The organism is Bifidobacterium vespertilionis, assembly GCF_008698145.1.
In the GTDB taxonomy this organism is placed as follows: Bacteria; Actinomycetota; Actinomycetes; order Actinomycetales; family Bifidobacteriaceae; genus Bifidobacterium; species Bifidobacterium vespertilionis.
Map to the genome: position 1 here is coordinate 1 of NZ_RZNZ01000018.1, position 13079 is coordinate 13079.

Annotated in this window: 13 protein-coding genes; 8 read left to right on the top strand and 5 right to left on the bottom strand. The window is 65.8% G+C overall.

Annotation, left to right across the window (positions count from 1 at the left end; translation table 11 throughout):
* Window positions 1-283 precede the first annotated feature (283 nt).
* The 5 genes from EMO90_RS10690 to EMO90_RS10710 all read left to right on the top strand — a co-directional run bounded on the left by EMO90_RS10690 (window position 284) and on the right by EMO90_RS10710 (window position 5623).
* Complete coding sequence (locus EMO90_RS10690) at window positions 284-1357, top strand: iron-siderophore ABC transporter substrate-binding protein (RefSeq protein ID WP_150353705.1); 1074 nt, start codon at window positions 284-286, stop codon at window positions 1355-1357.
* Window positions 1358-1383: 26 nt separating this feature from the next.
* The gene (locus EMO90_RS10695) at window positions 1384-2427 is read left to right on the top strand and encodes a FecCD family ABC transporter permease (RefSeq protein WP_150353706.1); all 1044 of its coding nucleotides are present in this window, start codon (window positions 1384-1386) and stop codon (window positions 2425-2427) included.
* A gap of 1 nt (window position 2428) precedes the next feature.
* Window positions 2429-3487 (top strand): FecCD family ABC transporter permease, encoded by a 1059-nt coding sequence (locus tag EMO90_RS10700; protein ID WP_150353707.1) that lies wholly within the window; start codon window positions 2429-2431, stop codon window positions 3485-3487.
* A complete protein-coding gene (locus tag EMO90_RS10705) occupies window positions 3484-4323 on the top strand; it encodes an ABC transporter ATP-binding protein (protein WP_150353708.1) in 840 nt (279 codons plus the stop codon). The genes EMO90_RS10700 and EMO90_RS10705 overlap by 4 nt, the downstream gene beginning before the upstream one ends.
* A 286-nt stretch (window positions 4324-4609) precedes the next feature.
* Window positions 4610-5623 (top strand): siderophore-interacting protein, encoded by a 1014-nt coding sequence (locus EMO90_RS10710; protein ID WP_150353709.1) that lies wholly within the window; start codon window positions 4610-4612, stop codon window positions 5621-5623.
* Between the two features lie 130 nt (window positions 5624-5753).
* On the opposite strand, the gene rplT is transcribed toward EMO90_RS10710, so the two are convergent.
* The 5 genes from rplT to EMO90_RS10735 all read right to left on the bottom strand — a co-directional run bounded on the left by rplT (window position 5754) and on the right by EMO90_RS10735 (window position 9905).
* Entirely contained in the window at window positions 5754-6137 is a 384-nt protein-coding gene (rplT, locus tag EMO90_RS10715; protein ID WP_150353710.1) for a 50S ribosomal protein L20, read from the bottom strand.
* Window positions 6138-6186: 49 nt separating this feature from the next.
* Window positions 6187-6381, bottom strand: coding sequence for a 50S ribosomal protein L35 (gene rpmI / locus EMO90_RS10720; protein WP_150353711.1), 195 nt, complete (start codon window positions 6379-6381; stop codon window positions 6187-6189).
* On the bottom strand, window positions 6362-7087 hold the full coding sequence (infC, locus tag EMO90_RS10725; RefSeq protein ID WP_150353712.1) for a translation initiation factor IF-3: 726 nt from the start codon (window positions 7085-7087) through the stop codon (window positions 6362-6364). Before infC ends, rpmI begins: the two co-directional genes overlap by 20 nt.
* Window positions 7088-7395: 308 nt before the next feature.
* A complete protein-coding gene (locus EMO90_RS10730; protein ID WP_150353713.1) occupies window positions 7396-8178 on the bottom strand; it encodes a sulfite exporter TauE/SafE family protein in 783 nt (260 codons plus the stop codon).
* Window positions 8179-8252: 74 nt separating this feature from the next.
* Window positions 8253-9905: a spermidine synthase gene (locus EMO90_RS10735; RefSeq protein ID WP_223849709.1), complete on the bottom strand. Its 1653-nt coding sequence runs from the start codon at window positions 9903-9905 to the stop codon at window positions 8253-8255.
* 330 nt (window positions 9906-10235) lie between these two features.
* On the opposite strand from EMO90_RS10735, the gene EMO90_RS10740 reads away from it, so the two are divergent.
* From EMO90_RS10740 to ybaK, 3 genes are all read left to right on the top strand, one after another.
* Complete coding sequence (locus tag EMO90_RS10740) at window positions 10236-10991, top strand: thiamine diphosphokinase (protein ID WP_150353714.1); 756 nt, start codon at window positions 10236-10238, stop codon at window positions 10989-10991.
* Between the two features lie 196 nt (window positions 10992-11187).
* Window positions 11188-12246, top strand: coding sequence for a type I glyceraldehyde-3-phosphate dehydrogenase (gap, locus tag EMO90_RS10745; RefSeq protein ID WP_150353715.1), 1059 nt, complete (start codon window positions 11188-11190; stop codon window positions 12244-12246).
* Between the two features lie 136 nt (window positions 12247-12382).
* Window positions 12383-12892, top strand: a complete 510-nt coding sequence (gene ybaK / locus EMO90_RS10750; RefSeq protein ID WP_150353716.1) for a Cys-tRNA(Pro) deacylase — start codon at window positions 12383-12385, stop codon at window positions 12890-12892.
* Window positions 12893-13079 lie beyond the last annotated feature (187 nt).

Genomic DNA, 13079 nt, shown 5'->3' on the forward strand with positions numbered 1-13079 from the left:
CGCGGTTGTATTTGCTCACTGTCGTTCGCCCTCGCCTGCGAACGCCGCCGGCGTTCGCTTCACGGCTCGGCCTACCTACGGACAGCCCACCGGGCTGTCCGCTTAACGGCTCAGTGCTCAGGATGACCGGAGGCAGACCACGCTCCGCTCAAAACGCCAGCGCCTTATACCACTTGGGACGGGAAAAAACAAGACTGTTGCGGACGGAGATTTCTCCCTATGCTGTGTTCCCGGTTTGAGAAACACCGAGCACAGCAAAACATCGCAGATAGAGAGGAAATCCATGACCGCTTCGCGTCTCGCCACGATCAGCCGCCGCCTCACCGCCACCGCGCTCGCCGCGCTCACGGTGATCGGCATGTCCGCCTGCGGCTCCCAGAACGCCGCAACCACCGCCACGTCCGGCAACAACTCCGCCTCCCAGAGCGCGGACGGCGCATTCCCCGTGACCATCAAGCACGCTCTGGGCGAAACCACCATCCAGTCGCAGCCCAAGCGCGTGGCCGCGATCGGCTGGGGCGCCGACGACGCGCTCGTGGCCCTGGGCATCGCCCCGGTGACGCTCAAGGACAACGGCACCTTCGGCAAGACCGTCGATGGCTTCCTGCCGTGGACCAAGGACGCGCTGGACAAGATGAACCTGTCCGCCGACCAGATGCCCACCCTGCACGACGAGTCCGACGACATCGACGCCGAGGCGATCGCCGCCGCGGAGCCGGACCTGATCATCGGGCCCTACTCCGGCGTGACCGAGGACCAGTACAAGACCCTGAGCAAGATCGCCCCCACCGTCCCGCAGATCAAGGCCGCCTGGAGCGAGCCGTGGCGCGACGAGATCGAGGTCGTGGCCCAGGCCGTGGGCAAGGAGGACGAGGGCAAGCAGCTCATCTCCGATCTGGAGAACACCATCGCCTCCGAGGCCGCCAAGTACCCGGACATCAAGGGCAAGACCGCAGCCGTGCTCTATATGGATGCCTCCAAGCTGTCCTCCTTCTCCCTCTACAACACGCTGGACACCCGCGCCCAGTTCCTCAACGACTTCGGCTTCGAGACGCCCGATTCGGTCAAGAAGATCTCCGAGAACGCCAGCACCTTCTACGCCGACGTCTCCTCCGAGAATGCCGACCAGTACGCGGACATCGACGTGATCGTCACCTACGGCACCCCCGATCTGCTCGACGCGATCCAGAAGGACCCGCTGCTGTCCAAGATCCCGGCCGTGGCCAACGGTTCGGTCGTGGTGATCGACACCTCCACCGAGATGGCCAACGCGCTGAGCCCCACCGCCCTGTCCATCCCCGCCACCGCCGCCGAGTACGCGAAGATGCTCGGCGAGGCGGCCGCGAAGGTCAAGTAGGCCGGACAAACCGCAGGTTCCCCGCAATGGCTTCGCTCTCGCAATCCAATACGCAGCGGCAGCCGCGCACGAGCGCCGCGACGAAAACCGCCGTCCTCACGGTGGTCCTCGTCGCGGCGCTCGCCGCATCCTGCCTGCTGTCCGTGGCGTTCGGCTCGCGCGTCGTCACGTTCGGGCAGATCGTCAACGCCTTCGCACACCCCGAGGTGACGGACATCGCCAGCGACGCGATCCGCCTGAGGGTGCCGCGCACGGTGCTCGCCATCCTCGTGGGCGCGGCGCTGGCCGTCTCCGGCGCGCTCATGCAGGGCGTCATGCGCAATCCGCTGGCCGATCCGACGATCCTGGGCCTCAATTCCGGAGCCGCGTTCGCCATCGTCTGCTCGATCGCCTTCGTGGGGCTGTCCACCCCGGCGCAGTACATGATCGTCGCGCTGGCGGGCGGGGCCCTGACGGCCATGGCGGTCTGGGCGGTCGGCTCGATCGGTCGGTCCGGTCCGTCCCCGCTCAAGTTCACGCTCGCCGGCGCCGTGATCGGATCCGTGCTGAGCTCCCTGACCTCGGCGATCACCCTGCCGCGCACGGACGTGATCAGCACCTACCGATTCTGGCAAGTGGGCGGCGTCTCCGGAGGCCGATTCGAGCTCATGGCCCCGGTGCTGCCCCTCATGGCCGTGGGGTTCGCGGTCGCGGCCCTCAGCGCCCGTCAGCTCAACGCGCTGGCTTTGGGCGATCAGATGGCCGCGGGGCTAGGCGTGGACGTGAACCGCGCGCGCATGATGGCATGGTCGGGCGCGGTGCTGCTGTCCGCCACCTCGACCGCGCTGGCCGGCCCGATCGGCTTCGTCGGCCTGGTGGTCCCCCACGCGGCCCGTCTGATCGTGGGTGCCGACTACCGCCGGATCCTCGCCATGAGCGCGCTGATCGGACCGCTGCTGCTGGTCGCCTCCGATGTGATCGGCCGTGTGGTCTCCCGCCCGGACGACGTGGAAGTGGGCATCGTGACCGCGCTGATCGGCGCGCCCGTGTTCATCGCGCTGGTCCGCCGACGTTCCATGCCGGAGGTGTGATATGGCAACGGCTTCCAGCATTTCCGCCGCCTCCGCCGCGCTGACGGGCCTCCGCCGCACCCGAGCCCGCGCCGCCCGCCGCAGGGCCATCGCGCTGATCGTCCTGGTCGCGCTGACGGCCGCGCTGTTCGTGATCGACCTCGCCTACGGGCGCAAATTCTATGCGCTGGACGATGTGGCCCGCGTGGTGATGGGCCAGGATGTGCCCGGCGCGACCTTCATCATCGGCGAGCTGCGCCTGCCCCGCGTGATCGTGGGCACCCTGTGCGGCCTCGCGTTCGGCATGGCCGGCGTATGCTTCCAGCAGATGCTGCGCAACACCATGGCCAGCCCGGACATCATCGGCATCACGTCGGGCGCGAATCTGGCGGCCGTGGTGGGCATCATCCTGCTCAAATGGTCCGGCCTGCCCCTGTCCGCCCTCGCCATGGCCGGCGGCCTGATCACCGCGCTCGTCACATCCGGATTGTCCTGGAAGGGCACGATCGCACCCAGCCGGCTGATCCTCATGGGCATCGGCCTGTCCGCAGCGCTCAACGCCGCCACCTCGTGGGTGCTCATCCGCGGCGACCAGTGGGACATCCAGGCCGCATCCCGATGGCTCACCGGCAGCCTCGCCTCCTCCGACTGGACCGATGTGCCCCAGCTGGCCGCCATCCTGATCGTGACCGCGGTGCCGCTCATGCTGCTCGTGGGGCAGATCGACGTGCTGCGTCTGGGCGACCCGATGGCCCGATCGCTGGGCGTGCGCACGAACGCCGTGCAGACCGCGGTGATCGTGCTGGCCGTGCTGCTCCTGTCCTCCGCCACGGCGGCCAGCGGACCGATCGCCTTCGTGGCCTTCCTCTCCGGGCCGATCGCCTCGTGGGCGGCCGGCCCCTCCAAACCGCCGCTGGCCGCCTCCGGATTGGTGGGCGCGTCGATCGTGCTGCTGTCGGACATCGTGGCGCAGCACATCCCGCCCACGCAATTGCCGGTCGGCGTCGTCACCAGCGTGATCGGCGGACCGGTGCTCATCATCCTCCTGATCCGGTTGTCCAGAAAGCAGACCCTCATATGACCCAGATTTCCACCGCCGTCTCCCCCACCGCGCATTCCCTGTGGGCCGATCATATCCGTCTTGCCTACGAGCATCGCACGGTGATCGAGGACCTGAGCCTGGACATCCCACAGGGACGCATCGGCGCAATCATCGGCGCCAACGGCTGCGGCAAATCCACGCTGCTCAAGGCGCTCGCCCGCCTGCTCAGGCCGGCCAGCGGGTCGGTGCTGCTCGACGGCAAGGCCATCAACACCATGCCCACCAAGCAGGTGGCCCGGATCCTGGGACTGTTGCCGCAGTCGCCCATCGCGCCCGAGGGTATCACGATCGCTGACCTTGTGGCGCGCGGACGTCATCCGTACCAGAAGCTGACCGGATCGTTCACCGAGGCCGACGAGCTGGCCGTGGCGCATGCGCTGGAGGTCACCGGACTGGCCGATCTGGCCGAGCGGCCGATCGACGAGGTGTCCGGAGGCCAGCGGCAGCGCGCGTGGATCGCCCTCGCGCTGGCCCAGCAGACCGACATCCTGCTGCTCGACGAGCCCACCACGTATCTGGACATCGCCTACCAGATCGAAGTGCTCGATCTGTTGAGCGAGCTCAACGCCCGCGAGGGCACCACGATCGTCATGGTGCTGCACGACCTCAACCAGGCCGCGCGCTACACCGATTGGATCCTCGCTCTCAAGGACGGCGAACAGGCCTACTACGGCACGCCCGCCGAGGTGATCAGCGAGCGGATGGTGGCCGATGTGTTCAACACCGAGGCGCGGATCGTCACCGATCCGGACACCGGGCTGCCGTTCATGATCCCAGACGCCCGGCATTCGCTTGCGCGGCACCGGAGCGCCTAGATCCCGCTCCCGCTCACGTCATCCTGAGCAAGTGCCACGGTGACCGTCCCCCGTCATCCTGAGCAAAGCCCGATAGGGCGGAGTCGAAGGATCCTTCGTCATTTCGCACATAGTCATAGTGCGGAAGGCCAAGGATCCTTCGGCTCCACTGTGTCCGGCTACGCCGAACCGTCGCCGCCTTGGCGGCGGCTCCCTTCGCCTACGGACAGCCCGCCGGGCTGTCCGCTTAACGGCTCAGTGCTCAGAATGACAGAAACCACACCCCTACCCAACGTAAGGACCGATCATGGCCAAACCCCAATCCCATCCCCCATTCACCCCGTTCATCGCGCGCGTGGAGACCGCGGAGCGACTCGCCCCGCACGTCATGCGCATCACCTTCACCGGCCCGGAGCTGCACCATGTGGCGAACACCGGCTACGACCAGCGCATCAAGCTGCTGCTGCCGCTGGCCGACGACCCCCAGTGGGAGCATTCCCCGCTGTTGAGCGAGGAATGCCGCACGCAGGGCACATGGTGGGACGTGTGGCGTTCGCTGCCCGTCAACCAGCGCAATCCGATCCGCACGTACACCCTGCGCGACGTCACCGCCGATGGCCGCGTGATCATCGACTTCGCCCTGCACGCCCCGGCCGGTCCGGCGGGCACCTTCGCGGCCAATGCGCAGCCCGGCAACACCGTGGTGCTGGTGGCCCCGGACGCACGGTCGAGCACGTACGGCGGCGGCATCGATTTCCACCCGGGCATCGCCTCGCAGGTGCTGCTGGTGGGCGATGAGACCGCGGCTCCGGCGATCGGCGGCATCGTCGATTCGCTGGCCAGGGCCGGCTGGCCGGGACGGGTGACCGCGTTCGTCGAGACGCCCGCGCGCGAGGACCATTGGCCCATGACCGGTCTGCCGGACGGCCGCAGCACGATCCTGTGGATGCCACGCGACGGCCGCGAACGCGGAGCGGATCTGGTGGAGCAGGTGCGCGGATGGGCATCCAGCCATCCGCAGCTGTTCACGACCCGATGGCGCAAAACGGGCACCGCCACAGGTCCCGCCGCGCCCTCACCCTCCGACTTCACCGAGGCCGACATCGACCGTGAGCTGCTCTGGGAGACGCCGGGCGAAGGCGTGCCCACAGCCGGTCAGCTGCCCAAGCTGGCCACCGGTTCCGACGGCTTCTACGCATGGGTGGCAGGCGAGGCCGCCGTGGTGCGGGACATCCGCCGCGTGCTGCTGCGCGACCACGGTCTGGACCGCCGCAGAGCCGCGTTCATGGGGTATTGGCGGGCCGGACGCGCAGAGAACTAAGCGCCCCGAATCATCCGCGCGCACAGCGGCGAAAACACCGCCGCGAAAACACCGCACACCGCGAATACAAGAAAACCCCGCTCGATGGCGGGGTTTTCTTGTATCAGTTCAAAACCGAATCAGGCGGGTCTCAGGCCTCGACCGGAGCGTTGACGTCCTCCGGCAGAGCGGCCTTGGCGGCCTCCACGATGGCCTTGAAGGCCTCGGGATCGGAGACGGCCAGCTCGGCGAGAGCGCGGCGGTCCAGCTCGATGCCGGCCAGACGCAGGCCCTGGATGAAGCGGTTGTAGGTGATGCCCTCGGCGCGGACGGCAGCGTTGATGCGCTGGATCCACAGCTTGCGGAAATCGCCCTTGCGAGCCTTGCGGTCGCGGAAGTTGTAGTTAAAGGAGTGGAGCAGCTGCTCCTTGGCCTTGCGGTACAGGCGGGAGCGCTGGCCGCGGTAGCCGGAGGCCCTATCCAGAACGACGCGACGCTTCTTGTGGGCATTTACTGCGCGCTTGACACGTGCCATAATCTATTTCCTCAGCTTTCTAAAATGTCTTACCGATTGCGAGCAGTGCTCACTTCTGGAGCATGGCCTTCAGGTTCTTGCTCTGGGGCGTGGCCACCACGGAGTCGGCCGACAGGGCGCGACGCTTGCGGGCGGACTTGTGCTCCAGGTTGTGGCGCATGGCGCTACCGACGTGCATCAGCTTGCCGGAACCAGTGACGCGGACGCGCTTGGAAGCGGCGGAATTACTCTTCATCTTCGGCATTGCTGCCCTCCTTGGTTGTGTTCTTCGTTGCGGAAGTCTGCTTGACGGACGCCTGGACTTCGGCCGCGGCCTGAGCCTTGGCCTCCTGCTTGGCCGCCAAGCGCGCGGCCTGACGGGCCTGGCGCTCGGCGCGGGACTGGTCGCCGCGACGACGCTGCTCGGACTGGGTGTGCACCTTCTTGCCCTTGGGCGCAAGCGTCATGATGATGTTGCGGCCCTCCTGCTTAGGCGCGGACTCGATGGTGCCGTACTCACCGACCTCGTCGGCAAGGCGCTGGAGCAGCTCCACGCCGCCGATCGGACGGGACTGCTCGCGGCCACGCAGCATGATGGTGACCTTGACCTTGTCTCCGCCGGTCAGGAACCGGACCACATGGCCCTTCTTCACATCGAAGTCATGCTCGTCGATCTTCAGACGGAAGCGAATCTCCTTGATCTCCGCCGTGCTCTGGTTGCGGCGAGCCTCACGAGCCTTGATCTTCTCGTTGTACTTGAACTTGCCGTAGTCGATGAGCTTGGCGACCGGAGGCTTCGCATTCGGCGCAACCTCGACCAAGTCGAGATTCGCCTCCTTGGCCAGGTTCAGCGCGACCGAGGTTGCGATGACTCCCACCTGCTCGCCGTTCGGGCCGATCAGGCGTACTTGGGAGACGCGAATCTCGTCGTTAATCCGTGGTTCGTCGCTGATGATGACTCCATTCCTCAATGCCTTCGTCGCGTCAGTCCCCATCCTGCGTTCGAGGCATGCCGAAATGTGCGCCGCAAGGGGCGCCGATTTGCTTCCGATCGCGTTCGCGCAAAAAGCGTGAAAAGATCGTTGCGCGGTTCGCTCCATTCGTGGACGAGCCGCGACAGGCTGTTGCCTTGAACCCGAAGCCATAAAAGGCTTCTAGGTGGGAATATCCGCTTTCTTGATTTCTCAAGCCTTGCATAGTGTAGCACAACCCCTGATTCCCGCGTGTCGCGCACGCGTCGATCGGAACATGCGACGATCGATTCGCCGTCCGCAATCCATCAGCCGTAGTATCGGATGCCCAGATACACCGACAGCACCAGCCCGGCCACGCACGCGATCGTCCGCATCACGCCCTCCGGCACGCGGCGCACCACCGCGGGCGCCAGCCTAGAGCCGATCGTCGAGCCGATGAACAGGGCGATCATGGCCGGCCAGTGGATCATGCCCGTCGCCATGAACACGATGGTGGCGGAGATGTTGCCGCATCCGCTGCCGATGGTCTTCAGCGCGTTGATCTGCGCATACGGCCCTACCTTGCCCACGCTGAGCACGGCCAGCGTGGCGGTCCCGGCCCCCGCGCCGAAGTATCCCGAGTACACGGACAGCAGCGACAGCGCGGCGAGCAGCAGGGGATTTCGACCGGGATCGCGTTTCGCCGGAACGCCCGGGGCCTCGCCGTCCCTCGCCGGTTCCGCGCCCTTCTTCGGCCTGATCAGAATCAGCAGCGCGCTGATCGCGATGAACGGCGGCACCGAATACTCGAACAGCTTCGCCGGCAGCTTGAGCAGCAGGATCGCCCCGATCACACCGCCCGCCAAGCCCAGGCAGGCGTAGATGATCGCCAGCTGCCTGCGCGCGCGCAATTCCGGCCGCGCGCCCAGACAGCCGCCGATCGTGACGCCCACATTGCCGGCCGTGTTGGTGGCCGAGCTCATCACCGGCGGCACGCCCACCGCCAGCGTTGCGGGGAACGACACCAGCGAGGCGAGACCCACGCTGTAGCCCACGAAGCCGGCGGCCATGCCGGCGAGGATCAGGAAGACGAATTGCCAAATGCCCATGCGCGCCACCGTAGTCCCGTCATCGGCCGATGCTCATCCACGTGCCATCGGTTGCCGTCACCGCACCGTTGCTCTCACTGCACGGCCCGCATGAGCCCGCCGATGCCCTCGGTGCGCAGGATCTCGCGGTACGGGCCGGCCTGCTCGGCGATCAGCCGGTCGATCGCGCGCATGCCCAGCACCTCCACCGGCGCCTTGTCGTCGGTGAGGATCGTCGCATCAACGCCTGGTTCCTCCACCTCGCGCAGTCGGGACGACACGCCGTTCATGTACCGCTCCAGCTCGCCGTCGCCGCTGCGGGCGGCCGTGTTCGCGACCAGATCGCCGCGCGCCGCATCCGCCAAAGGAGACCCGTCGTCCGCCGCCTTGGCGAACAGCTCGCGGTTCGTGGCGTTCGGCACATCGGCGGTGAGCATGTTGGAGGCGCCGAACACTGAGGCGATCGTGTCGGACAGCGCCTCGTTGATCGAACCCTCGCCGTCGGAGATCATGTTCATGTTGACCACCATCACGCCGCCGGGATTGAGGTGGCGACGGACCAGCTTGAAGAACTCGGTGGAGCTCATCTGGAACGGGATCGTGATGTCCTGATACGCATCGACCATGATCACGTCGTAGGTGTTGCGGTCGGCGGCCAGCCACGCGCGGCCGTCGTACGTGGTGACCGGGATGTCCGCGGGCTGATCGAAGTACTCCCCCGCGAGCGCGGTGATCTTCGAGTCGATCTCCACGCCCGTGACCTCCATGCCCGGGTAGTAGCGCCTCAGCTGACGGGCGTACGTGCCGGTGCCCATGCCCAGGATCAGCGCGGAATCGGCCCGGTCGGCGAGCGCCGGCGCGGCCAGGGCGGTGTCGTAGTACATGCCCGTGAGCCCCCGGTCCTTCATGCTCACCGACTGCACGCCGAACAGCACGTTGGTGGACAGGATCGTGCGGTCGGAGAGGTTCTTGACCTGCAGGTAGTTGTAGATCGACTCGCCCTCGTAGGCCAGGTTGGATTCCCAGAACGCGAAGCCGCTCATCGGCGAGGCCACGGCGGAGACCACGAACGCGACGACGCTGACCGCCGAGGCCACGAGCCTGGTGCGCGCGGCGACGAAGTAGACGATCGGGATGGCCATGAGCACGCCGGAGAAAATAAGGAAGGTCACGAAGGTGCCCACGGCCGGGATGGTAACGAAGGTGGGCAGGAAGGTGCCCAGGATCGAACCGATGGTGTTGCACGCGGACAGGCGGCCCACCACGCTGGCATTGGTGTCCAGGGAGTCGGTGGCGAACTTGTTGAGGCCGGGCGTGACGGTGCCCAGCAGGAACAGCGGCGGCACGAAGATGATCATGCAGGAGACGAATGCGGCCACGACCAGGAAGTTCGTGGACACCGTGACGATCAGCAGACCGGAGATGGCGATGATCAGGTACTTGCCCACCAGCGGGATGAGCGCGATCCATGCGGCGGCGATGAGGATGCGGCGGTACAGCCGGTCCGGATCGGGATCGCGGTCCGCCCACCGGCCGCCGAACACCGCGCCGAGCGCCAGGGCGATCATGATCGTGCCGATGATGATGGTCCATACGATCTGCGAGCTGGAGAAATATGGGGCCAGCAGGCGCGAGGCCCCCAGCTCCGCGGCCATCACGGCCATGCCGGAGAAGAACTCGGTGATGTAGAGGAAGATCTTCGAGTTGAGGATGGGACGGTCCTTCGTCCGCTCCGCCGCCTTCGCCATGACTGATCTGCCTCTCCGCCCGCAAATCGGGCCTTCGCCGTGCCGTTCGCCGTATCTATCCGGGAGCCTACCAGCATTCGGCCTTGAGAGGGCGGATTGTCCGGTTTGCGCGAAGCCATTCGGCCTTCCTAGGGCAGCCGACCAGCTCGTCAACCGGCATTCGCGGCCCGAATACCCTGCATTTGCGGCCCGATTCCCCTGCATCAGGGACGGAATTCAGTCTTTGAGCCATTCCGACATGCCCTCGGAAGGCCAAATGGCTTCGCGAAAGGTCCGAAATCCGCCCCCGGAAGACGAAGTAGTCGCGGCAATCCACGTACAGTGGATTCCATGAGTGTCTTAGCCAAGGAAACCTGCGTGATCTTCGGGGCCGGCGAATACTACCCCGGCCTGCTCAATACCCCCGTCGTGCCGGACGGGGCCCTGGTGATCGCCGCGGACGGAGGTCTGGACCATGCCCGCGCGCTGGGGGTGGCCCCGGATCTGGTGATCGGCGATTTCGATTCGCTCCGGGGCGCGCGGCCGGCCGCCGGAGAGCGCACGATCGCCCTGCCGCCACAGAAGGACGATCCGGACATGCTCTCAGCGCTGAAGATCGGCTGGCTGCATGGGGCCCGCACCTTCCACATCTACGGCGGACTGGGCGGGCGCGTGGACCACACGATCGCCAACATCCAGCTCATGGCGTTGCTCGCCACGCACGGGGGCATCGGCTTCCTGCACGGCGACGGCACGGTGATCACCGCGATCACCGACGGCGAACTCGCCTTCCCGGCCAACGACGTGGAACCGGGACGCATGGTTTCGGTGTTCTCCCATTCGGACGCATCCCACGATGTGAACGAGCCCGGTCTCAAATACCAGCTGGAGCACGGCGAGCTCACCAACACCGTGGTGCAGGGCGTGAGCAACGAGTTCCTGCCCGGCGTACCCTCGGCCATCAGCGTGCGCAGCGGCACACTGGTAATTACCTTCCCCGCCGAAGCGCCGGCTCCCGAAGTGACGCGATTCCATGATTTCGAAGGCGATCTGGGCCCGCTCAGCACCGAAATCTCCTCGATACTCGCCCCGCAGGCCCGTGAGTGACGGGACGGCCGGCCCCGGCACGGGGACAGCGTGCGGCGACGAAGTGAACGCTCACACACGTGCTGTTGAACACCCGCGGAAAACATGTCAGACAACGTTGCCGTAAGTACAGGCGGCGCATTAGAGTAAATGCTGTTGGTAAACAATGGCCCGGCGCCATAGCGTGCCACGGCCACCCCACTAAAGGGAGAATTACATGACAGTTAAGATTGGTATCAACGGCTTTGGTCGCATTGGTCGTCTTGCCTTCCGTCGCATCTTCGAGCTTCAGGCTCGCGGCGGCCAGGCCGGCGATATCGAAGTCGCCGCCATCAACGATCTGACCACCCCCTCCATGCTGGCCTACCTGCTGAAGTACGACAGCACCCACGGCACCTTCCGTCACGACGACGGCACTCCGGTCGAGGTCACCTCCACCGACGACGCCATCGTGGTTGATGGCAAGGAGTACAAGGTCTACGCGGAGAAGGACGCCAACAACATCCCGTGGGTCAAGAACGACGGTGTCGAGTACGTGCTCGAGTGCACCGGCTTCTACACCTCCGCCGAGAAGTCCCAGGCTCACATCAACGCCGGCGCCAAGAAGGTCCTGATCTCCGCCCCGGCCAAGGATGACACCACCCCGACCATCGTCTTCGGCGTCAACCACGAGACCCTGAAGCCGACCGACGTGATCGTGTCCGCCGGCTCCTGCACCACCAACTCCATGGCCGCCATGGTCAAGCTGCTGAACGACAAGTTCGGCATCAAGGCCGGCTTCATGACCACCATCCACGCCTACACCGGCACCCAGATGATCCTGGATGGCCCGCGCTTCCCGAAGGCCCGCAACAACCGCGCCGCCGCGATCAACACCATCGCGCACTCCACCGGTGCCGCCAAGGCCATCGGCAAGGTCGTCCCGGAGGTCAACGGCAAGCTGCAGGGCCACGCCCAGCGCATCCAGGTCCCGGATGGCTCCGTGACCGAGCTGACCACCGTGCTCGAGAAGAACACCACCAAGGAAGAGATCAACGAGGCCTTCAAGGAGGCCTTCTCCAACACCGAGTACTTCGGCTACAACGCTGACGAGATCGTCTCCTCCGACATCATCGGCGACACCCACGGCGGTGTCTTCGATCCGACCCAGACCGACGTCAACACCGTTGACGGCGTGACCCTGGCCCGCACGGTCACCTTCTACGACAACGAGTACGGCTTCACCTGCAACATGATCCGTACCCTGCTGTACTTCGCCGAGATCTCCGAGGACTGAGCTTCCCCGGCAGCCTCGCGCGTAGTTACACGTAACTAGGTGTTGAAAATCCCCCGATCGGATCGCTCCGGTCGGGGGATTTTCGTATGCGAGCGGCGCATGACCATGTTCCGGGCGCCGCGGTAGAACTGTCACTATGAGCAAGAAAACCAAGAACGCGAAGGGCAAGGGGTCCACGCCGGCCACGCTCCAGCTTGAGCAGGCGGGCGTGCCGTTCGAGACCTACGAATACGAGCACTCCAACGATCACATGGACGACGGCTATGGCGTGGAGGCCGCCAAGAAGCTCGGCTTCGACGAGCATCAGGTGTTCAAGACGCTGATGGCGGACACGGGCTCCGAGCGCGTGGTGGGCGTGGTGCCAGTGAGCGGGCATATGGATCTGAAGGCCCTCGCCGCCGCCGTGGGCGCGAAGAAGGCCGCCATGGCCGACCCGAAGGTGGCGATGCGCGAATCGGGCTATGTGGTCGGCGGGATCTCGCCGCTCGGCCAGAAGGTGCATCACAAGACCGTGCTCGACGACAGCGCCCTCAAGTTCGACAAGATCCTGCTGTCCGGCGGCAAACGCGGTTTTTCCGTGGGCGTGAACCCGAACGACCTGCTCAAGGTACTGGACGCGGTGGCCGCGCCGATCGGCACCTGGTAGGGCGACTCCGGTCATCCTGAGCAGCCCGTCATCCTGAGCAAAGCCCATCAGGGCGGAGTCGAAGGATCCTTGATTCGTGCACAAAGTTAAGGATCCTTCAACTGCGCGCTTTGTTCAGGATGACGTGGGTCATCGCCGCACCCCGGACGTAAAGAGCCTGCGCATGCATACCACACTGGCCCACCCA

Bases quoted from the DNA above. Each gene is read 5' to 3' on its own strand.
- EMO90_RS10690 (WP_150353705.1), top strand. From the start codon at position 284: ATGACCGCTTCGCGTCTCGCCACGATCAGCCGCCGCCTCACCGCCACC.
- EMO90_RS10695 (WP_150353706.1), top strand. From the start codon at position 1,384: ATGGCTTCGCTCTCGCAATCCAATACGCAGCGGCAGCCGCGCACGAGC.
- EMO90_RS10700 (WP_150353707.1), top strand. From the start codon at position 2,429: ATGGCAACGGCTTCCAGCATTTCCGCCGCCTCCGCCGCGCTGACGGGC.
- EMO90_RS10705 (WP_150353708.1), top strand. From the start codon at position 3,484: ATGACCCAGATTTCCACCGCCGTCTCCCCCACCGCGCATTCCCTGTGG.
- EMO90_RS10710 (WP_150353709.1), top strand. From the start codon at position 4,610: ATGGCCAAACCCCAATCCCATCCCCCATTCACCCCGTTCATCGCGCGC.
- rplT (WP_150353710.1), bottom strand. From the start codon at position 6,137: ATGGCACGTGTCAAGCGCGCAGTAAATGCCCACAAGAAGCGTCGCGTC.
- rpmI (WP_150353711.1), bottom strand. From the start codon at position 6,381: ATGCCGAAGATGAAGAGTAATTCCGCCGCTTCCAAGCGCGTCCGCGTC.
- EMO90_RS10730 (WP_150353713.1), bottom strand. From the start codon at position 8,178: ATGGGCATTTGGCAATTCGTCTTCCTGATCCTCGCCGGCATGGCCGCC.
- EMO90_RS10735 (WP_223849709.1), bottom strand. From the start codon at position 9,905: ATGGCGAAGGCGGCGGAGCGGACGAAGGACCGTCCCATCCTCAACTCG.
- EMO90_RS10740 (WP_150353714.1), top strand. From the start codon at position 10,236: ATGAGTGTCTTAGCCAAGGAAACCTGCGTGATCTTCGGGGCCGGCGAA.
- gap (WP_150353715.1), top strand. From the start codon at position 11,188: ATGACAGTTAAGATTGGTATCAACGGCTTTGGTCGCATTGGTCGTCTT.
- ybaK (WP_150353716.1), top strand. From the start codon at position 12,383: ATGAGCAAGAAAACCAAGAACGCGAAGGGCAAGGGGTCCACGCCGGCC.